The 20,325-nt window shown below is 64.7% G+C and carries 16 protein-coding genes; 8 read left to right on the forward strand and 8 right to left on the reverse strand.

Annotation, left to right across the window (positions count from 1 at the left end):
* Window positions 1–716 precede the first annotated feature (716 nt).
* A complete protein-coding gene (locus C8J25_RS19860; RefSeq protein ID WP_244187245.1) occupies window positions 717–1,595 on the reverse strand; it encodes a LysR substrate-binding domain-containing protein in 879 nt (292 codons plus the stop codon).
* A gap of 112 nt (window positions 1,596–1,707) precedes the next feature.
* Between C8J25_RS19860 and C8J25_RS19865 the strand changes: the two genes are divergently transcribed.
* Window positions 1,708–2,574 carry an SDR family oxidoreductase gene (locus C8J25_RS19865; RefSeq protein WP_107956075.1) on the forward strand — a complete coding sequence of 289 codons (867 nt, stop codon included), beginning with the start codon at window positions 1,708–1,710 and terminating at the stop codon, window positions 2,572–2,574.
* Window positions 2,575–2,833: 259 nt separating this feature from the next.
* On the opposite strand, the gene C8J25_RS19870 is transcribed toward C8J25_RS19865, so the two are convergent.
* Entirely contained in the window at window positions 2,834–5,173 is a 2,340-nt protein-coding gene (locus C8J25_RS19870; RefSeq protein ID WP_107956076.1) for a putative bifunctional diguanylate cyclase/phosphodiesterase, read from the reverse strand.
* Window positions 5,173–5,772, reverse strand: coding sequence for a methylamine utilization protein (locus tag C8J25_RS19875; protein WP_244187246.1), 600 nt, complete (start codon window positions 5,770–5,772; stop codon window positions 5,173–5,175). The genes C8J25_RS19870 and C8J25_RS19875 overlap by 1 nt, the downstream gene beginning before the upstream one ends.
* 148 nt (window positions 5,773–5,920) lie before the next feature.
* Between C8J25_RS19875 and C8J25_RS19880 the strand changes: the two genes are divergently transcribed.
* The gene (locus tag C8J25_RS19880; RefSeq protein WP_107956077.1) at window positions 5,921–6,808 is read left to right on the forward strand and encodes a DUF3034 family protein; all 888 of its coding nucleotides are present in this window, start codon (window positions 5,921–5,923) and stop codon (window positions 6,806–6,808) included.
* A 12-nt stretch (window positions 6,809–6,820) separates the two neighbouring features.
* Entirely contained in the window at window positions 6,821–7,291 is a 471-nt protein-coding gene (locus C8J25_RS19885) for a group I truncated hemoglobin (protein WP_107956078.1), read from the forward strand.
* Between the two features lie 155 nt (window positions 7,292–7,446).
* Here C8J25_RS19885 and C8J25_RS21350 read toward each other — a convergent pair whose 3' ends face one another.
* Both C8J25_RS21350 and C8J25_RS19895 read right to left on the reverse strand, forming a co-directional pair.
* Entirely contained in the window at window positions 7,447–8,016 is a 570-nt protein-coding gene (locus tag C8J25_RS21350; protein ID WP_341871551.1) for a DUF1272 domain-containing protein, read from the reverse strand.
* 81 nt (window positions 8,017–8,097) lie between these two features.
* Window positions 8,098–8,412 carry a hypothetical protein gene (locus C8J25_RS19895; protein WP_208622652.1) on the reverse strand — a complete coding sequence of 105 codons (315 nt, stop codon included), beginning with the start codon at window positions 8,410–8,412 and terminating at the stop codon, window positions 8,098–8,100.
* Between the two features lie 62 nt (window positions 8,413–8,474).
* On the opposite strand from C8J25_RS19895, the gene C8J25_RS19900 reads away from it, so the two are divergent.
* From C8J25_RS19900 to C8J25_RS19915, 4 genes are all read left to right on the forward strand, one after another.
* Entirely contained in the window at window positions 8,475–8,825 is a 351-nt protein-coding gene (locus tag C8J25_RS19900) for a helix-turn-helix domain-containing protein (protein ID WP_279628773.1), read from the forward strand.
* A 170-nt stretch (window positions 8,826–8,995) separates the two neighbouring features.
* Window positions 8,996–11,125, forward strand: a complete 2,130-nt coding sequence (locus C8J25_RS19905) for a TonB-dependent siderophore receptor (protein ID WP_244187247.1) — start codon at window positions 8,996–8,998, stop codon at window positions 11,123–11,125.
* The gene (locus tag C8J25_RS19910; RefSeq protein WP_244187248.1) at window positions 11,122–11,796 is read left to right on the forward strand and encodes a hypothetical protein; all 675 of its coding nucleotides are present in this window, start codon (window positions 11,122–11,124) and stop codon (window positions 11,794–11,796) included. Before C8J25_RS19905 ends, C8J25_RS19910 begins: the two co-directional genes overlap by 4 nt.
* Window positions 11,793–14,267 (forward strand): PepSY domain-containing protein, encoded by a 2,475-nt coding sequence (locus C8J25_RS19915; protein WP_107956079.1) that lies wholly within the window; start codon window positions 11,793–11,795, stop codon window positions 14,265–14,267. Before C8J25_RS19910 ends, C8J25_RS19915 begins: the two co-directional genes overlap by 4 nt.
* Here C8J25_RS19915 and C8J25_RS19920 read toward each other — a convergent pair.
* Window positions 14,264–15,043 (reverse strand): COG4705 family protein, encoded by a 780-nt coding sequence (locus C8J25_RS19920; protein ID WP_107956080.1) that lies wholly within the window; start codon window positions 15,041–15,043, stop codon window positions 14,264–14,266. The genes C8J25_RS19915 and C8J25_RS19920 overlap by 4 nt on opposite strands.
* Before the next feature lie 649 nt (window positions 15,044–15,692).
* A complete protein-coding gene (locus C8J25_RS19925; protein ID WP_107956081.1) occupies window positions 15,693–17,258 on the reverse strand; it encodes an amino acid permease in 1,566 nt (521 codons plus the stop codon).
* Window positions 17,259–17,524: 266 nt separating this feature from the next.
* Between C8J25_RS19925 and katG the strand changes: the two genes are divergently transcribed.
* Entirely contained in the window at window positions 17,525–19,750 is a 2,226-nt protein-coding gene (katG, locus tag C8J25_RS19930) for a catalase/peroxidase HPI (RefSeq protein ID WP_107956082.1), read from the forward strand.
* A 464-nt stretch (window positions 19,751–20,214) separates the two neighbouring features.
* Here the strand turns inward: katG and C8J25_RS21245 are convergent.
* On the reverse strand, window positions 20,215–20,325 hold a 111-nt coding region (locus tag C8J25_RS21245), incomplete at its 5' end, for an SDR family oxidoreductase (RefSeq protein WP_244187240.1).

Below are 20,325 nucleotides of genomic sequence, written 5' to 3' on the forward strand. Positions count from 1 at the left end.
GAAGGACATATGAGAACGACTTAGCTTTAAACGATACTCCGAACCCTTGAGGAGCCCGGAAACCGCAAGCCGCCGCCCACATGTCCCTTCATCTTAACCTACAATGTCAAAGAGCCGACAAAAATACCGACACTCGCATAACCCTCTCTTCCGAGAAAGCTTGGAGCATCTGGTTTTTTGCAACCGTCGCGGTAGCCGGTGAGGCCGTCCGCTGCGGTTCGACGTATCTAAGAGAGCGAACTCAGAACGTCAACAGCGAATTTTTCAAATATGGAATAACGACGACACGGGAGGGTAGCGGTCCGGTGTCGGGCTCGCGGACATGAAGCGGCTCATAGACCCTTGGCGCCCACGGTTCGACTAGCACGCGCAGGAAGGGCGGCAACGCGTAGATGAGGCGAACCACCGGGCCTTTTTGCCGCAGGTAATCAGCGCACGCAGCGATGGCACCCAGCCGCTGACAAAGTCGCTATCCGGGCGGTCGCGATTGGCTGGTCCGCTGTCACCCATTCTTCCGGCAGATTGACATAGGCATCAATGCTGCCGTTGGCGTTATGGTGCGCAAGGATGCCCTGCCCGGGCGCCACCGCCATCAACGTGCCCGAGCCGATCGCCGCCGTGACGGGTGCCGCGCGGGGATCATCCGCGTCGAAGTGACCCTCGAAACACTATAAAACCTGTCGGATGATTGCGTGTTGGCGAAATGTCCTCCCGCCTCACCCATCGAGATAGGCAGCGAGTTCCTCGGGCGCGGCGTGCGGGAAAGATTGCCGCAGAAAGTCGAGAAAGGCGGACACCCTTGCATTGAGCAGTCTGCGCGACGGGTAAAGTGCCCAAAGGGCGATGTCCGAGTCCGCTATGTCGGCCCAATGCGCCAGCCGCCCGCTGGCAATGTCGCGACTGACCAGCGACAGCGGTAGCCGGGCGACCCCTGCCCCAGCGCGCACTGCGTCGCGGATCATGATCAACGACGACAGGCGCAGCACCGGATCGACCGCAATCGTCGACGTCCCAGCCGCATCTGCAAGCCGCCAGTTTTGCGCGGCATCGCCACCGCGCACCACGGCGGGCACGACGCCTGCACTGTGCGGCATGTCAGGCGCGGCCACCACCACCAGTCGGTCGTGGAGAAACGGGCGGCCGACCAGCGCATCGTCTGCCGCGGGATCGACGCGGATCACCAGATCGTAGCCTTCCTCGATCATGTCCACGGCACGATCTTCGGTGGTCACTTCCAGCCGTATTTCGGTGTGGCGACGAGCAAACTCCGCCGCCAACCGGCCCATCGCCGTCTGCGAGAACAGCAGCGGTGCGCTGATCCGCAGGCGGCCGCGTACCCGTTCGCTGCCCGAGGCAATGGCCGCGGCCGTTTCCTCCAATTCGGTCAGCAGCGCGCCGGCGCGTTCGAACAGCGCGCGCCCTTCTTCGGTCAGCTTGAGATCACGTCGTCCGCGTTCGAACAGCCGCAGGTCGAGCGCGGCTTCCAACTCCCCCACGCGTCGGGAAAGCGTCGCCTTGGGCCGGCGCGCGGCACGAGCGGCTTTTCCAAACCCACCATGACGGGCGACGAGTATGAAATCGGCAAGCGCGAGCATGTCCATAACGTTCCACCAGTGAGACCATGCGTCCAAATTACGCATCTATTGGCACGAACGTGGATCACGCATCTTTGCATCGTCAGCAAGACAAAACGAAGGAGCGAACACCATGACCATTCTCGTGATCGGAGCCACCGGCCGCGTCGGCCGCCATGTCGTCGACCAACTCATACAGCGCGATGCGCAGGTGCGCGTGCTCACACGCGATCCAGCCAAGGCGGCGTTCCCGGTCGGCGTCGAGGTGATGCAAGGCGACCTGCTCGACATCGGCGCGCTGCGCGCCGCCTTCTCCGGCGTCAGCACAGTGTTCCTGCTCAATGCGGTAACGGGCGACGAATTCACGCAGGCGATCCTCACACTGAACGTCGCGCGCGAAGCTGGCGTCCATCATGTCGTCTATCTGTCGGTGTTCGACGCCGACCGCGCCGTCAATGTCCCGCACTTTGCAGTGAAATCGGGGGCCGAGCGGATGCTGGCCGCGATGGGCTTCGGCGCCACCATCCTGCGCCCGACCTATTTCATCGACAACGAGGTGATGGTGAAGGACGTGATCTTGCAGCACGGCGTCTACCCGATACCGATCGGCGGCAGGGGCGTGGCGATGGTCGATGCGCGCGACATCGCCGAAGTCGCGGCGATCGAGTTGATCCGTCGTGAGCGCGCACCGCACACGCTACCGATCGAGACGATCAACCTGGTCGGCCCCGAGACGCTGACCGGGGTCGACGTCGCGGCGATCTGGTCCGACGTTCTCGGCCGCACTGTCACCTATGGTGGCGACGATCCCAGCGGCTTCGAACAGACCATGGCGACGTTCATGCCGGAATGGATGGCTTATGAGATGCGTCTCATGGCCGAGCGCTACGTCAGCGACGGCATGATCCCGGAAGATGGCGACCGCGAGCGTCTCGTGACGCTGCTGGGCCGCCCTCTCCACGGCTACCGCGAGACTGCCGCCCGGATCGCTGCCGAATGATACTCAGGCAGAGCCCAGCGGTCGGCAGGTTCGCACCCGTCGACCGCTGGGTTCGCGTATCAGGCAACCGAGACCGCGCGGGAGGAGCATCGCATTGGCGCCGAACTGGGTCGTCGGCGAATGGGCCGCAGCACGAACGGCGAGGCTCTCGGTGAACGTATTTACCGCAGCCTTGCTCGCGCGGTAGGTGCTGATGCGGTTTCCAAGGCAAAGCCCGAGGAACAGCCGGCGATGAGCGCGTTGCGCGCTCTTCCATCCGCTATGCTGCCCGGCTGATCCTGTTCTCGAGCAGCCCAGCAATGCGGCCACTCTCAACCGGACGACTGAATAGATAGCCCTGAATGTTACCGCAGCCCTCACCGCGCAGCAGATCGAGTTGCCCGGTATCCTCGACGCCCTCGGCGGTCGTTTCCATGTCCAGCGCGGCCGCGAGATCGACGATCGCGCGGACGATCGCCGCGGCGCTCGGATCGGTGGCGATGCTGGTGATGAACGAGCGGTCGATCTTGATCTTGTCGAACGGAAAGCTGCGCAGGTAGCTGAGCGACGAATAGCCGGTGCCGAAATCGTCGAGCGCGACGCGGATGCCCATCGCGCGCAGCGTGTGCAGCAATGCGATGACCGGGCCCTCGCCGTCGAGGAAGACCGATTCCGTGATCTCGATCTCGAGCCGATCGGGTGCCAAGCCACTATGTGCGAGCGCCTGGAGAATGATCGCCTGCAAACCGCTGTTGCGGAACTGCAACGGCGACACGTTGACCGCGACACGGATATGCTCGGGCCAGTGCATCGCCTGTCGACAGGCCTCCTGCATCACCCATTCGCCGATCGCGATGATCAGCCCGGTATCCTCGGCAATCGGGATGAATTCGGCCGGAGGCACGATGCCGCGCTCCGGATGATGCCACCGCACGAGCGCTTCGAACCCGCCGATCCGGTCCGCCTTCAGGTCGAACACCGGCTGGTAGTTGAGCACGAACTGGCCTGCCTGGATCGCCTCGCGAAGGTCGAGTTCGACCTGCCGCCGCCAGCGTGCCGCGGCGTCGAGTGCGGGTTCGAAAAACCGGAACACGCCGCGACCGTCTTCCTTGGCGAGATACAGCGCGAGGTCGGCATTCTTGAGCAGTTCGTCGGCGTCCTCGCCATCGACTGGGCCGATCGCGATGCCGATGCTGACCGCGGTCGCGATATGGTGGCCATCGGCCACGACCGGCTGGCGCATCATGTCGAGGATGCTCTGTGCCAGGACGCGCGGGCGATCGGCATCGAACTGGCCCGACAGGATCACCGCGTATTCGTCGCCGCCGAGCCGCGAGACCAGCCCGTCGGGTGCGACCTCGCTCAACATCGTGCCGATCGCCTTCAGCAACGCATCGCCGACCGGATGACCGAGCGTGTCGTTCACGCCCTTGAAGCGATCGAGATCGAGACACAGCACCGCGATCCCCCCGCCGGCGCGCCGGACCTGGAGGATCGCCTGGTCGAGCGACTGGCGGAAAAAGGTGCGGTTCGGCAGGCCGGTGAGGACATCGTGGAATGCGAGATGGGTGATCCGGTTCTCGCGTTCGAGGATGCCGGCCGACATCCGGTCGAAGCTGGCGGCCAGCCTGCTGATCTCGTCGCGCCCCTTCACGACGATATGCGCGCGACTCCCCTCCTCCAACGCTCGCGCCGCGGCGTCCAGCGCCGCGATCGGTCCGGCGATCCCCATAGCCAGTCGCCGGCTGCCCAGCACGACGAGGATCAGCCCGGCCAGCCCGGCCAGCGCGATACCCGCCTGCAATGGCAGATACGGGGTCAGTGCGGCGTTGAGGGGATAGCGGATCAGGATCGCCGCCTGCGGTCGATTTGTCAGGCCGGCAAGCGGCTTGGCGATCGCGAACGCGCGACCGGTCGACAAATTGAGCGTGGCGAGTGTCCGAGATGACCGCGATGCCTCGACCAGATCGTCGACCGCGGCGTTCGATCCAACCGACCTGTCTGCCGCGTGCCAGCGCCCTGCGCCGTCGCTGCGCATGATCGTCGCGATCAGCGGGATCGCAGAAAGCCGTTCGAGCCCCTGCATCTCCATGCTGTCGAGCCGCACCGCGAAGACCACCCAGCCGACCTGCATAGGTGCCATCACTGGTGACATGATGAGTCGGTACACCTGCCCCGCCACCACCACGACCGCGTCGCGCCGACCGCCCGGAACCGCGAAGGGGAACCGCGCGACCGTCGCAGCCAGAGCGCCTGAGGGACCGGTGACCTGGCCGTCCTGATCGACCACGAACGCGGCGGTAACCTCTGCCCGGTTGCTGATATTGGCGAGCGCGGACGCGATCGTCGGCCGATCGCCGCTAGCGACCGCCGCGCGGAATCCGAAATCTCGCGACAACAAATCGGCCGAGGCGATCAGCGACTGAGACCTGAGCGACCAGAGCCGGTCGTAGACGCTGCCGCTGGTAACGAGTTCCTGCCGCACGGAATCGCGCGCGTGCGTCCAGATCATCACCTGCGCGACGACGGCAAGCAGCACCAGCGTCACCGCGAACAGGCTTGCGTACAGCACCGACAGCTTAGTCCGGAGATGGCGGAACCGCGGCCAGCGCAGACTCATCACCGGTGCAGCACGAAAGTCGTGGCAAACCCAGTGGCGGCGACGTCGATCGGCTGGGACGCGGTGCTGCCCGGCGCGCGAATAGATGGGTGCCAGACACGAACCGTGCCTGTCCCCGCGGGAACGCCGGTGATGCTGACGTGCCCCGCCTGGTCGGTCAGCGCGGCAAACGGGGTGGCAGTCACGAACACGAATCCGCTCATCGAGTCATGGATGTTGCAGCCGAGCGGGACCACACCCGGACGGTCGAACAGGACGGTTCGCGCATCCTCCTGCCCGTAGAGTTTCAGATCGAACTTCTTGGTCTTCGAAAACGAATAGACGTGGTGACGCACCCGGTCGCGATTGGGAAAGCCGACCGTCGCGCCGACGGGGACGATCAGCACATGCGGCTGAAACGCGATGTCGCGCTGTTCGATCATGTACGGCCCACGCACCGTCACCGCCGGCGCCTTGGGCGTCTCGATCGTGACCACCGCGCCCGGCAGCGGCTTGCCGTCGAAGCCACGGACGTCGATCGCCACCGTGGCGGCATGCGCCGCCATCGGCAGTGCGAGCGCGACGATCATCGAGGTCAGGCGGAAAACGAATGCGTACATAGCTTGGCCTCTAACGGTCCGAAGATTGCGAAGCCGTAAACGCCACTGACGTCCGGTCATGTCTTTTTCGCCGCGGCTCCACATCGATAACCCGGCGGGGGAGACCAACAATTAACCAATAGTCTCCATGAGATACCGGATGATTCGCATGTCGCCATCGACCGTCGCTGGATGTATCGCCAAGCTCGTAGTGGCTATCACCGTCGTGACAGCATCCCCTGCCGCCGCGCACGAGGGTCGTGCCGGCGGTAAGCTCATGCTGACGAACGGCGTCACCACGATCGAGGGAAGTTCGGGCGGCGGCATCTCCACATGGGCGCTGATCGCCGGTAACGAGACCGTCGACGGGATCGGCGGGTCCGCGCATGTCTCGGTCATCCTGCTGCCGGACTATCGGTGGGAAAGCCACGGCGCAGCGATCGGCATCCACGACCGGCTGGAACTGAGTTACGCTCGACAGAATCTCGACACGCGCGACGTTGGGGCAAAGCTGGGTATCGGCCGCGGCTATACGCTCAACCAGGACGTATTCGGTGCCAAGCTGCGCGTCGTCGGTGATGCCGTCTATGGCAGCCCCTACCTGCCGCAGATCGCGATCGGCGCGCAGTACAAGCATAATCTCGATCCGCAGGTCGTCGCTGCGGTCGGTGGACGCAACGCCAGTGGTACCGACATCTATGTGGCTGCCACGAAGCTGCTGCTGCGACAGAGCATCCTGCTCGGCACCACGATCCGCTACACCAAGGCCAACCAGAACGGCCTGCTTGGGTTCGGGGATGATCGTGGCGGAAATCGCACCGTCCAGGTCGAGGGCACGCTGGGCTATCAGATCGCGCGCCAGTTGGTCGTCGGAGCAGAATACCGGTCGAAACCCGACAATCTCCGGTTCGCCAGGGAGAATGACTGGAAGACCGCCTATGCCGCTTATGCGATCAGCAAAAACCTGACTGCGACCGCGGCCTATGTCGATCTCGGTTCGATCGCGACGGCCGAGCGCCAACGCGGCGGCTTCCTGTCGCTCCAGACCGCCTTCTAGGAGACGTTTCCGATGCTCGTGCTAGCCCTGCTCGCCCTCCTCCAGACCGCGCCCACGCCGCCCGGCGAGGATCCGGTCGCGCCCTATGCAATGAGCGATGCCAATGCCGGAGGCCGCCCGTTCAAAGGCGTTGCCATGCTCGAGGCGTTTAACGGGGTGGCCGGCATCGACCGGATCGTCGACGATTTGGTGACGACGAGCCAGGCCGATGCGCGGATCGGCGACATCTTCAAGGGGCAGGACATGATCCGCCTGCGCCGCACGCTGAGGGAGCAGTTCTGCGTCCTGTTGAACGGCGGTTGCCGTTACACCGGTCGCGACATGGCGACCGCGCACAAGAACCTCGGCATCCAGGCCAAGGACATGAACGCGCTGGTCGAAAACCTCCAGGCCGCCATGCGTCGCGAGGGTGTGTCGTTTCCAGCTCAAAACGCCTTCCTCGGCAAGCTTGCCGTTATGAAGCCGGACGTGGTCACCCGGTAGAAGCACTCACGGCCGTTCAGCTTCCTGTCCCCCTCCCAACTTCAGACGCACGTTGATGAAGAGGGTCTCGGGGGCCCGCAAAAATCAAACTGTTGTGAATGATTGAGTTTTGGGACGAGCCGGGATGGTGAGCTTGGCGCCAAAATGCCGGCGGTTTATCGCTGCTCAGGCGGTATGTCTTGCACTCGGGCTGACAAATCGCTGATGTCAGTTGGCTCGAACCTCAGGTGTCGACGGTGTATCGACGGTGGCCTCTTCGCCACGGAGAGTCCCGGCCGCCATTCTGTCGCAGGGCGGATAGGACGCGGCACAAACCCTCCTCCGCAATTCGGGCAGACGTTGAGCAACTCTGTCTCGACGCACGTCGTACAGAACGTACATTCATAGGTGCAAATACGCGCGTTCGTCGCCTCGGGCGGCAGATCGCGATCGCAGAACTCACAGTTCGGGCGTAGCTCAAGCGCCATAATTTCTCCCGCATCTTGCGTCGCGGCCCGCGCGCGTCTGGCCGGCTCGGCAAGGTGAATCCAGTTACGACTTCCGCCGATCCGCTTCGGCACGATGACCGGTATACGCCCCCGCTCCCCGCCAGCGTCCGCCACCATGGGTCTCCGTCCTGTCGCCAATTGGTCCGCTTCAATGGGACCGGACAAAGCCAGGGCAATGCCAAGCACGATCAGAATGCCGCCGATAACGCCGTTGACGACCCGCTGGTTCGCCAGCATGCGGGCACGGATCTCTCGTCGTGACAGGACGAGAGCGACCGCCCCGAACCACAGTAGGTGCGACAGCGAGATGAAGGCGCCTTAGGCAAGCTGAACGGAGATAGGCGCCGCACCGCCCATCGTCTGCGCATATAGGCTAACGACGAACATCGACGTTTTAGGATCGAGCACGTCGGTCAGCAGCCGGGTGACGAAGGCCCGAGCATTGCCCAGCGCGACCGCAGCATCATCAACGATCGACCTGGACTGAGCGAACGCCATCGCGATGCCGGCAGCCGCGATGAGTCCTAAACGCCTGCCCTGCACGGCACTCAGGCGGGAGATCATCGCGAAAACGGCGCCTGGGCTGATAGCTGCCAGCCAGACGACGCCAGCGATGACGATGACGTGTTCCATCGAAGCCACTCCCTGTCGGGTGTCGCCGGCGCCCTTGCCGGCTGTCCGGCCTGCTCTATCGCGTGCGAGAAGCGCCGGCGCACGCCTGGACGGTCGCCGAGATGGCCAACAGCGCGGCAATGAGCACGCGCACCTTCGTACGGAGGTTCCGAGATGCGACTGGAACGAGCCCGGGCACATGGCTGACGCAGCAGCGGCTGATGATTGCCCGCGATCTGCTCGAAACGACCAGTCTGTCCATGGATCGGATCGCGGATGCCGCAGGGATCGGCACCGCCACGAACCTGAGGCTTTACTTCACCAGTCATGTCGGGGTGTCGCCCAGCATCTACCGCAAACAGTTTCGGAGAGAAACGCGACCAACGCGCGCCGCACTCAGCTTCCAACCGGACCAGAAGCCGTCGCCTGCATGACGTAAACGGCCGCCCGGAAGCGGACATCGGTTGACGCGCGAGCAATGGCCAGCGGTTTGACACGCGACCGCCTCCTCGCTGTTGCTATTGCGAACCTTTCTCACAACTCGTAAGCGCCGCGAGCTTCTCGGGGGAATGTCGTGCGTTATAGTTCATGCTGCCTACTCGCCATGACGGCGCTCTCCACTCCGTGGGCCGCGACTGCGGAGACGATGTCGTCGGCTGGCGAGCCTGATCAGGAGATCGTCGTTACTGCGCGGGCATCGCCCACCCCGAAGGCTGCCGATGATCGCTACAAGCCGACGCCCGACGCATCGACGTTGCGGTCTGCGGCATCGCCGCTCGATACGCCGCAGGCGGTCAATGTCGTACCCGCGCAGGTCATCCGCGATCAGCGTCCTCGCTATCTCGACGACGTGCTGACCAACGTCAGCGGGATCACGCAGGGCAACACACTGGCCGGCACACAGGACACGGTGCTCAAGCGCGGCTTTGGCGGCAACCGCGACGGTTCGGTCATGCACAACGGGACGCCCGTGGTGCAGGGCCGCGCGTTCAATGCCGCCACGCAGAGCGTTGAGGTGCTAAAGGGCCCCTCCTCGCTCCTTTACGGCATCATGGATCCGGGCGGGGTCATCAACATCGTCAGCAAGAAGCCGCTGCTCGAAACACATCTGAATGTCGCGCTGACCGGATCGAGCTACGCAGCCGGCCGGTCAGGGCTGGAAGGCATGGCCGACCTGACGGGATCGCTCGGCGGCAATTTCGCCGCGCGTCTGGTCGTCGATCATCAAGACGAGGATTACTGGCGCAATTTCGGCGAGCGCCGCGACACGCTGATCGCACCGTCGCTCGCCTGGTACGGGATGCGCACGCAGGCCGTCTTATGGTATGAATATCGCAAGTTCGACTATTCGTTCGACCGCGGTACGGCACTCGACCCCCGTACGCTGACGCCACTCGCGGTCCCACGCCGCCAGCGGCTCGACGACGTCAACAATCGCATGGCGGGGTCGAGCCACCTCGTGCAGCTTGCCGTCGACCATCAGCTTGGCGGCGGCTGGGCCGCGCATCTGGCGTCCAGCTTCAACAGCGAGGCCTACGATGCGGGCCAGCTCCGCGTATCGGGCGTCAACGTCGCGCGGGGGACGCTCACGCGCAGCAACGATGCCACGCTCGGATCGCTCAGCACCGATGCCTATGCGCAAGCCTATGTCGATGGCAAGTTCGGCCTGCTCGGTCTCGATCACAAGGTGATCGTCGGGATCGAAGGCGAATATCGCCGCTATTACCGCCGCGACCTAATCCGACAGGCCGTCCGATCGACGTTCAGCTACGCAAACCCGGTCTACGGGTTGGAAGCGTTCCCCACGACGGTGTCGGCAAGCGACAGCGACCAGACCGACCGCCTCTACAATTACTCGCTGTTCGCGCAGGACTCCATCCATCTCGGCGACCGCTGGATCGTCAGTGCCGGCGGACGGCTGGTCGGCTTCGACCAGCGCGCCGGACGCGGACGCCCGTTCGTCGCCAACACCGATCTCAACGACTGGGAGTTCGTCCCCCAGGCCGGGCTCGTCTGGAAGGCGGCGGACGTCTTCTCGCTGTATGCGAGCTATACCCGATCGCTGAAGCCGACCTCGACGATCGCTCCGCTTGCCAGTGGCGTGACGATCGGATCCGGTTTCGCTCCAGAGCGTGGGCGGTCGTTCGAGGTCGGCGCAAAGCTCGACGTGCCCGACCGGATCACCGCGACGCTCGCGCTGTACGACATCGACAAGCGCAACGTGCTCGTATCGCAGTTCAATACAACGACCGGCCTCACCGAATACCGGACAGCGGGCCGGGCGATCTCGCGCGGCGTCGAGCTCGATGTCGCCGGACGGATCACCAAGGCGCTGAGCCTGATCGGCAGCTATGCCTACACGCACGCCCGCACCACCGAGGACCCGGTGTTCGCGGGCAAGGAACTCGCCAACGTTGCACCGCATACCGCGTCGCTGTCGGCTGCGTATGAAGTCGGGCGGATAGCGGGCAACGACAGCCTGCGGCTTGGCGCCGGTGCGCGCTACGTCGCGCGGCGGCCGGGCGATAACGCCAGCAGCTTCCGCCTGCGCGAGTACACCGTCGCGGACGCGTTCGTTACCTACGACACGGTGCTCGCGGGGAACGCCGTCACGTTCCAGTTCAATCTCAAGAACGTGTTCGACAAGACCTATTACACGTCCGCGGTGAACGTCTACGGCGTGGCGATCGGCGATCCGCGGCGGGCGATCGGCACGATGAGCTTCCGCCTGTGAAGCGGTGGCTCGTGCTTCTCGCGATCGCCATGACGTCGCCGGTTGCGGCGAAGACGTCGACGGCGGTGCTGGTGATGCAGCAGGGTGGACCGTCCGCCGCCACCGACCTCAAGGTGCGCGATCATCTCGTCGCGCTGGGCTTTACGGTACGCCTCGTCGATCAGGGCGCCGATCCCGCCTCGGCACGCGACATCGATCTGGTCGTCATTTCGTCGAGCGTGTCGGGCAAGGACGTGAAGCCCGGCTGGCGTGCCCTCGCGGTGCCGCTGGTCACCTGGGAGAACGACCTGCTCGACGACCTCGCGATGACCGGCAAGCGTCACGACGTGGACTTCGGCGAGGCGGAGAAGGAACGCTTCGTGTGGATCGTCAATGCGCCACAGACGATGGCGGCGGGACTGCCCGCAGGGATCGCCAACGTCTATGTCAGGCAGGCGCCGATGAGTTGGGGAAAGCCGGGCCTCGGCGCGACGACGATCGCGACGATCTATGGCCAGCCCGAAAAGGCCGCGGTGTTCGGGTATGAGGCCGGCGCGACGATGGACTACGAGACGCTGGCGCCCGCCCGCCGCGTCATGCTGTTCCTGAACAATGACGGCTTTACCAATTTGTCGCCGGCGGGCGTCCGCCTGTTCGACGCGGCAATCAGCTGGGTGATCGCCGGGAAATGACTCGGCGCGTCCTGTTCCAGATCCACTGGTTCCTCGGCATCACCGCCGGCCTGATGCTGGCGTTGATGGGCGTCACCGGCGCGATGATGAGCTTCGAGGACGAGATCATGGCGGCGCTCAGCCCCGGCGTGGTCACGCTGGCGCCCTCGCCCCTGCCCCGCCTCGCACCCGATCGGATCATCGCGGCCGCCTCGCACCAGCGTGACGGCGCACGCGTGACGCAGATCGTGATCGAACGCGATCCGATGCTGGCGGCCGAGGTGACCTTCGCGCCGCCGAAGGGGGTTCGCCGCGGCACCCACATGTTCGTCGATCCGCGCACCGGCATCCTGCTCGGATCGGCAACGGGCGAGGCGTTCTTCCGCACGGTCATGGACCTGCATCGCTGGCTCGCGCTGCCCGGCGGACCTAACGGGATCGGCCGGCAGATTACCGGATTTGCCGCGCTGTCGCTGATCTTCTTCGCACTGTCGGGGCTGTATCTGCGCTGGCCCCGACGCGCGCTCGACTGGCGATCCTGGTTTGTGCTCGACCTGCGCAAGACCGGGCGCAACCTGTATCGCACGCTGCATGCGGTGATCGGCGGCTGGCTGATGGTCTTCTACCTGCTCAGCGCGCTGACCGGGCTGACCTGGTCGTATGACTGGTACAAGCGTGGCGCGACCTACGTGCTGACCGGCAAGATCGGCAAGATCGGCAAGGACGACGGCCGACGCGGCGACCCCACCGGCACCCCGCGGGCACTGGCACCGGCATGGGCGCGGTTCGAGGCCATCGAAGGTCCCCGCTTCGACCGCGTCGCGATCACGGTTCCGACCGGCGACAAGCCCGTCGTCATGCGCATGCTGCCCCGCGGGGCGCGGTTCGATCGGATGACCGACGAGCTGCGATTCGATGCGGCCACCGGAGCGCTCGTGAAAGTCGAGCGCTACGCCAAGCGCGGATCGGGCGCGACGATCGCGGCGAATTTCTACGCGCTGCATACCGGCGCCTTCTTCGGCCTCGCCGGCCGCATCCTGCTGTTCGTGAGCAGCCTGACCATGCCGCTGTTCACGATCACCGGACTGCTGCTGTATTTCGCGAGGCGACGGTCGAAGCGGGCGCTTGCGGCGGTGTCGGCCGCGACCATTCCGTCGACCGGTACGCTCGGCAGCGACATGCTGGTTGTCCACGCCTCGCAGACCGGCAATGCCGAACGCATCGCCCGGTTGAGCGCCGCTGCCTTTCCCGGCGCGACCGTCCGTACGCTGGCGACGCTGGACCAGGACAGCCTGCGCGCCGCCCGCCGCGCGCTGTTCGTGGTCGCGACCTGCGGCGAAGGCGACGCCCCCGATCGCGCCCGCAAGTTCGAAGCAACGACGATGGCCGCCCCGATCGATCTCGGTACGCTCGACTATGCGGTGCTGGCACTTGGCGACCGCGAATATCCGGATTTCTGCGCATTCGGACACCGTGTCGACGCGTGGCTTCATGCAAGCGGTGGTCGACGACTGTTCGACCGCGTCGATCTCGATGGCGCGGACATCGACGCCGAACGGCATTGGCAGCAACAGCTGTCCGCGATCGCCGGCGCGGCGATCCAGCCCGACTGGCAACGCGCGGACTATACGCCGTGGACGCTCGTATCGCGCGAGCACGTCAATCCGGGCAGCCCAGGCGGCGCGGTCTACCGGGTCGTGCTGACACCCGACACCCCGACAACTTGGGCACCAGGTGCGATCGCCGAGGTTCTGCCACGCCACGACCCGGCACGCGTCGATCGCTGGCTCGCCCGCGTCGGTCGGTGCGACGACCCCGCGTTACGTGAGACGCTGCTGGACAAGATACTGCCTGACGACGAAGGCGACCGCCCCGCCCCGCTACAAGCCCTCGCGCACCGCGACTATTCGATCGCTTCGATCGCAGCCTCCGGCGCGGTCGAACTGCTGGTCCGCGCGTGTCCGGCTCCGGATGGGGGGCTCGGCATCGGCTCTGGGTGGTTGACGAAGGTCGCGCCAATCGGGGGGGCCGTACTATTGCGGATCCGCGACAATCCGGGGTTCGCGCCCGCGGACCCGACGATGCCCATCGTCCTGATCGGAAACGGCACCGGACTTGCCGGCTTGATGGCGCATCTGCGTGCACGGGCGGCCGCCGGCGGCGCCCCGGCATGGCTGCTGTACGGCGAGCGGTCGGGTGCTCACGACCGCCCTTTCGCCGCAGAACTGGAAACGCTTTTCACCGACGGGCCACTGACCAGGATCGACCGCGCGTTCTCGCGCGACGCGGAGTGTAGCCGCTACGTCCAGCATCTCGTCGCCGTCGCTGCCGACGAGATGCTCGAATGGGCGGAACGTGGCGCGGCCATCTATGTATGCGGCAGCCTTGCCGGCATGGCGAGCGCCGTCGATGCGGCGTTGCGCGCCATCCTGGGCGATGCGCGACTTGAGGACATGGCCGAACAGGGCCGATATTGTCGCGATATCTACTAGGCAGGTCCCACAGTCACGGCAGCCGAACGGTCCCTGTCCCTGGCGAGGGCGATCATAAGCACGATGGCAACCCCGAGAACGACCGATGCCAGCGGACGGCTGAAGGCCAACCCACCATGATCGACCGGCTTGTCGAGGAAATCTCCCACCGCGGCACCTAGCGGGCGAGTCAGGATGAAGGCCGTCCAGAACAGGGTGACCCGGCTGACGCTTGTCTTGGCGTACAGCAGCACCAGCAGGGCAAGGCCGGCCGCGAAGATGGCTGCCGCGCCTATGTAGCCGAGCCCGCCGGTGTCCGCGAACCAATCGCCGAGCGCGGTGCCGAGCGTCTGCGAGACGGTAATCGTGATCCAGTAGAACAGTTCCGCGCGCGGTTCGTGCACCGTCTCGACCGCGATCGAGCCGAGCGTGCGATACCAGGCGAACAGCGCCATCAGGACGAGCGTCAACAGCAGCGCCGACCCACCGGCATAGCCGATCCCTAGCGAGCGGGTGGCGAAGTCCGCCATCGTCGTGCCCGCGGTGGTCGAGGCGATGATCGTCGCCCAATAGAGGAACGGCCGATAGCGCGTCGCAGCGATCTGCAAGGCGACCAGGATGACCAGCGCACCGAGGAAGATCGCGCTGCCGACCAGATAGCCGAGGTTCATCGACATGCTGACGGTATCACCGGCGGTCTCGCCCAGCGTGGTCGCGAGGATCTTGATGATCCAGAAGCCGAGCGTGACCGCCGGCACCTTGATGATGGCGGCACGGGCGGAATCTGACAGCGGCATGACGCGATCTCCAACGAACGGCGCGACATCTAGACCTTTGCTGGCACGGCGCGAAGAGGCGCCTGCAGACATTGGGGAATAGTGTAGCGCCGCAAGCTGCTCTCAATCGGGTGCCCCCAAGCGGAGGCATGCCCCCGATACGCCCGATCCCGATGTTCGCGCACCGCTATCGTCCGAAAACCGGCCGGCGGCATCGCTTGTTGCGTCGGCGAAGACCGAGGCAGTCGCGCATGAAAGCGATGTGCTCAAGCCGCCGTTGCCTGCCGACGCGCAAGCCCGGATTGGCATCGTTACGGTCCGGATCTCTAGCGGCGGCACGTGTTGGTTTTGGGAAAGCGGTGGTCCATGCCGTTTGCAATCGCCACCCTATTCCGGAACAACGATCCGGCTTCGGTGAAGGCTCAGCGTGAACCTTCTTTGCCAGGATCAGGACCGATGAGGTCAACAAACTCGTCGGGCGGATCGAGTCCGATCGCGACGAGCAAGGTGTGACGAGATAGACGAGAGCGAACTCGTCAAACCCGAACCAATCGGGCCGTCGAAAGCCGATGGCCTGCGAACGCCGAGCGGCCGTGGGCGATCACCCCCATGCTGCAGATGACCCGCTATCGCGGGCATGCACGCTGGGCCTTTGCCAGTCTGCTCTCGCTCAGGGCTGCTCCCCGACCGGTGCGACATACTCGCCCATGTCGGGTGCATCGTCCTGCGGCTCTCCACGCTGCAGGTTCGAGTGGTGGATGCCGTAGGCGAAATACAGCACCACCCCGCCCGCCAGATACCAGAGGAAGAACATCAGCACCTTCATCGGCACCGTCGTGATCAGGTAGACGCACGACGCGATGCCCAGCAGGGGCACAACCGGATACAGCGGTACGGTGAAGCCACGCGGCAAATCTGGCGCGGCGCGACGCAGATAGATGACCGACAGGCAGACGATCGAGAACGCCGACAGCGTCCCGACCGAAGTCATGTCGCCGAGCACGTTGATGTCGAAGAACCCCGCCGCCACCGCGGTGATGACGCCGACCAGCACCGTGTTGACATAGGGCGTCTTGAACGTCGGGTGCACGGTCGCGAACACCCGCGGCAACAGGCCGTCGCGCGCCATCGTGTAGAAGATCCGGGTCTGGCCGTACATCAGCACCAGCACCACCGACGTCAGGCCGATGATCGCCCCGATCTTGATGAGCTTGGCGAGCCAGCTCCAGGTCGGACCGAAACTGTCGACCACCACGGCAACCGGATCGGGCACGTTGAGCGCGGTATAGGGCACCAGCAGCGTCATGATCGCGGCGACGAGCATGTAGATCAGCGTGCAGACGACCAGCGCCCCGATGATCCCGAACGGCATGTCCTTCTTGGGATCCTTCGCTTCCTGCCCCGCCGTCGAGATCGCCTCGAAACCGACATAGGCGAAGAACACTATCGAGGCGGCGCGCATGATGCCGTCGACGCCGAACTTGCCGTCGCCCTGGCTGGCCGGGATGAACGGCGTCCAGTTGCGCGCGACCAATTCGTTGAAGTGCGACAGCACGATCGCGCCGCCGACCGCGATGAAGGCGACCAGCACGCCGACCTTGATCGCGACGATGATCGTGTTGACCTTGGCTGATTCCGCTACGCCCCGCACCAGCAGCGCGGCGAGAGCTAGGCAGATCAGGAACGCCGGCAGGTTGAAGATCGTCGTCACCGGCTTTCCGTCGACGAGCACCGGAACGCCGCCCCGCATCAACGGGTACCCGGCCGGTCCGGTGAACTGCGGCGGAATGTGCACGCCGAAATCGCCCAGCAGGCTTACCATATAACCCGACCAGCCGACTGCCACCACCGACGCCGCCAGCCCGTATTCGAGCATCAGCAGTGCACCCATCATCCACGCGACGAACTCGCCGAGCGTGGTGTAGCCATAGGTGTAGGCCGATCCGGACACCGGCAACGTCGACGACAGCTCGGCATAGCACAGCCCGGCAAACGCGCAGACGATACCCGCCACGACGAACGACAGCAGCACCGCCGGTCCTGCATGCAGCGCGGCCGCCGAGCCGGTGCGCACGAAGATGCCCGCGCCGATGATGCAGCCGATGCCCAGCATCAGCAGGTTCCATTTGCCCAGCGTACGCTTCAGCTCGCTCGCCGCGGTTTCGCGTTGTACCTGCGCAATGGATTTGCGCGCGAACATGCGCTCGACGATGCCCCTCGCGGCCTTGGTTGCCATATTTCCCCCGGGGTCAGATAAGCCAGCCAACGCGTCTAAGCGCAGCGACCAACCGGGACAACGCAATCTTCCTACTTTCTAGGGGGTTAGCGTTTCGAAGCCCGTGGCAGACACACGGCTGCCCTGCCCCCGCAACGCGACACTCGGCCAGCGTTAGTGATCGACTGCTGTCATCAATCGTATCCGAATAATCGATTGGACAAATGTCGGTCATATCCTGCATCTTCCGATCACGCAGGTAACACTGATTGAGAGAGGACGCCGACATGGCCGATTACGAACAGCCCAAGAGCAGCGGTTGCCCCATGGGCCCCAACGGCGGCGGCGAGGTCAAGGCCCGCTCGCTGCTCGGTCGTACGAACAAGGATTGGTGGCCCGATGCGCTGCCGATCGACATGCTGCACCAGCACGGCGTCTCCCCCGACCCGATGGGCGAAGAATTCGATTATGCCGAGTCGTTCCAGCAGCTCGATTATGCCGCATTGAAGGCGGACCTGACCGCGCTGATGACCGACAGCAAGTCTTGGTGGCCGGCCGATTATGGTCACTACGGCCCGTTCATGATCCGCATGGCATGGCACGCGGCCGGCACCTACCGCGTGACCGATGGTCGCGGCGGGTCGTCGTCGGGCCAGCAGCGCTTCGAGCCGCTCAACTCGTGGCCGGACAACGGCAACCTCGACAAGGCACGCCGCCTGTTGTGGCCGCTCAAGCAGAAGTACGGCAAGAACATCAGCTGGGCAGACCTGTTCATCCTCGCCGGCAACGTTGCGATCGAGAGCATGGGCGGACCGATCTTCGGCTTCGCCGGCGGCCGCAAGGACGTCTTCGCCTCCGAGGGCGACACGTTCTGGGGTGCTGAAGAGCTGTGGGTCAACGAGGGCGCGCAGACGCGCATCAGTGAGGACTTGCCCGAGCTCGAAGGGCCGCTCGCCGCGATCCAGATGGGCCTCATCTACGTCAATCCGGAAGGCCCGGGCGGTGATCCGAACCCGCTCCTGTCTGCGCGCGACATGAAGGCGACCTTCCAGCGGATGGCGATGAACTCCGAGGAAACCGTTGCGCTGACCGCCGGCGGCCACGCGTTCGGCAAGGCACACGGCGCCAAGCCAGCCCCGCACTTCAAGGCGCCGTCTTCCGAGTCCGTGCACATGCAGGGCCTTGGCTGGCTGACCGACAGCGAGGAGATCGGTCAGGGCCATATCACGACCTCGGGCGTCGAGGGCGCATGGTCGAACAACCCGACCAAGTGGACCGGCGATTACCTGCGCCTGCTGTTCAAGTACGACTATGAGCTGACCGAGAGCCCGGCCGGCGCAAAGCAGTGGCAGCCGGTCAACCCGGCACCGGAGGACATGGCCCCCGACGCACGCGATCCCAACAAGCGCGTGCCGACGATGATGACCACTGCCGACATGGCGCTGAAGATGGACCCCGAGTTCCGCGAGATCGCGCTGCGCTTCCGTGACGATCAGTCGGCACTCGACGACGCGTTCGCACGCGCCTGGTTCAAGCTGACGCACCGCGACATGGGTCCGCGGGTTCGTTACCTCGGACCTGAGGTGCCGGAAGAGACGCTGATCTGGCAGGATCCGGTTCCCGAGGGCACCGCGCCGTCGGACGCCGACGCCGCTGCGTTCAAGGACGCCGTGCTGTCGAGCGGTCTGACGATCGGCCAGCTGGTCAAGACCGCCTGGGCGTCGGCATCGAGCTATCGCCGGTCGGACCACCGCGGTGGTGCGAACGGTGCGCGCATCGCGCTCGCACCGCAGAAGGACTGGCCGGTCAACGAGCCCGAGCAGCTGAGCAAGGTTCTGGCCAAGCTCAACGAGCTGCGCGGCGACATGTCGCTCGCCGATGCGATCGTGCTGGCCGGTTCGGCAGCGGTCGAGAAGGCGGCGCGCGATGCCGGTCACGACGTATCGGTGCCGTTCCTCGGCGGACGCGGTGACGCCACGCAGGAGTGGACCGATGTCGAGAGCTTCGTGTGGATGGAGCCGCAGGCTGACGGCTTCCGCAACTACCTGAAGACGCGTCACCCGGTGAAGACCGAAGAGCTGCTGCTCGACAAGGCTTCGCTGCTCGGCCTGTCCGCGCCGGAGATGACCGTGCTGGTCGGTGGCCTGCGCGTACTTGGTGCGAACTTCGGCGATGCGCCCGAGGGCGTCCTCACCGAGCGTAAGGGTCAGCTGACGAACGACTTCTTCGTCAACCTGCTCGACAACGACACGTTCTGGGATCTGGTCGACACGTCGAGCGACGAGAAGTTCATTGGCTACGATCGTGGTGGTCGCGAGAAGAAGTGGCAGGCGACCCGCACCGATCTGATCTTCGGCTCGAACTCGCAGCTGCGCGCGACGGCTGAAGTCTATGCCGAGAACGGTCACGAGCAGAAGTTCGTTCGCGACTTCGTCAAGGCGTGGGTCAAGGTCATGAACGCCGACCGGTTCGACGTCACGGCCAAGCCGGTGTCGTCCAACCAGGCGACCTAAGCTTACGTGACGTGAATATAAGCCGTGGTGGTTCGGACAATGTTCCGGAAAACCACGGCTTAGCTGTGACTGGCCTATGTAGTTCATAGGCAATTACACGGTACCCGCCCTCGCTCGTCGTCTGGAGCCATTGCGCTACACACGTATGCGAGGCGGTCTGCGAAAGCGCCGGTCATCAGATCTTCGCGAAGACGATCGCATTCGTTACGCCGCTTCAGCAACGCCCAAAGACACCCGTTCCGGCGGTAGACAGACGCATCGCGTGATCGTGACAGCGCCAGCCAGAGAAGCCGATTTCGACAGGTTCCTGGCGATGCTCATCGACCCAACCAAAGTTACGCAGATGCCTTAGCTCACGGCGCAGTTGGTATGAGCGATTTTACGCTAAATTTTATGGTTTTCGGCAAAGGCCCGGGAGGAGACGGAACCCTAACGTCTCGCAATTCTCGACGATGACGTGAGGATCACCGTGCGAGCCAACCGCCATCGACGGCAAGGATGTGGCCCTGGACGTAGTTGGCTGCCGCCGACGACAGGAACACCGCCGCACCGCCGAGATCGCTCGCGTCACCCCA

Source organism: Sphingomonas faeni, assembly GCF_003053745.1.
Classification (GTDB): domain Bacteria; phylum Pseudomonadota; class Alphaproteobacteria; order Sphingomonadales; family Sphingomonadaceae; genus Sphingomonas; species Sphingomonas faeni.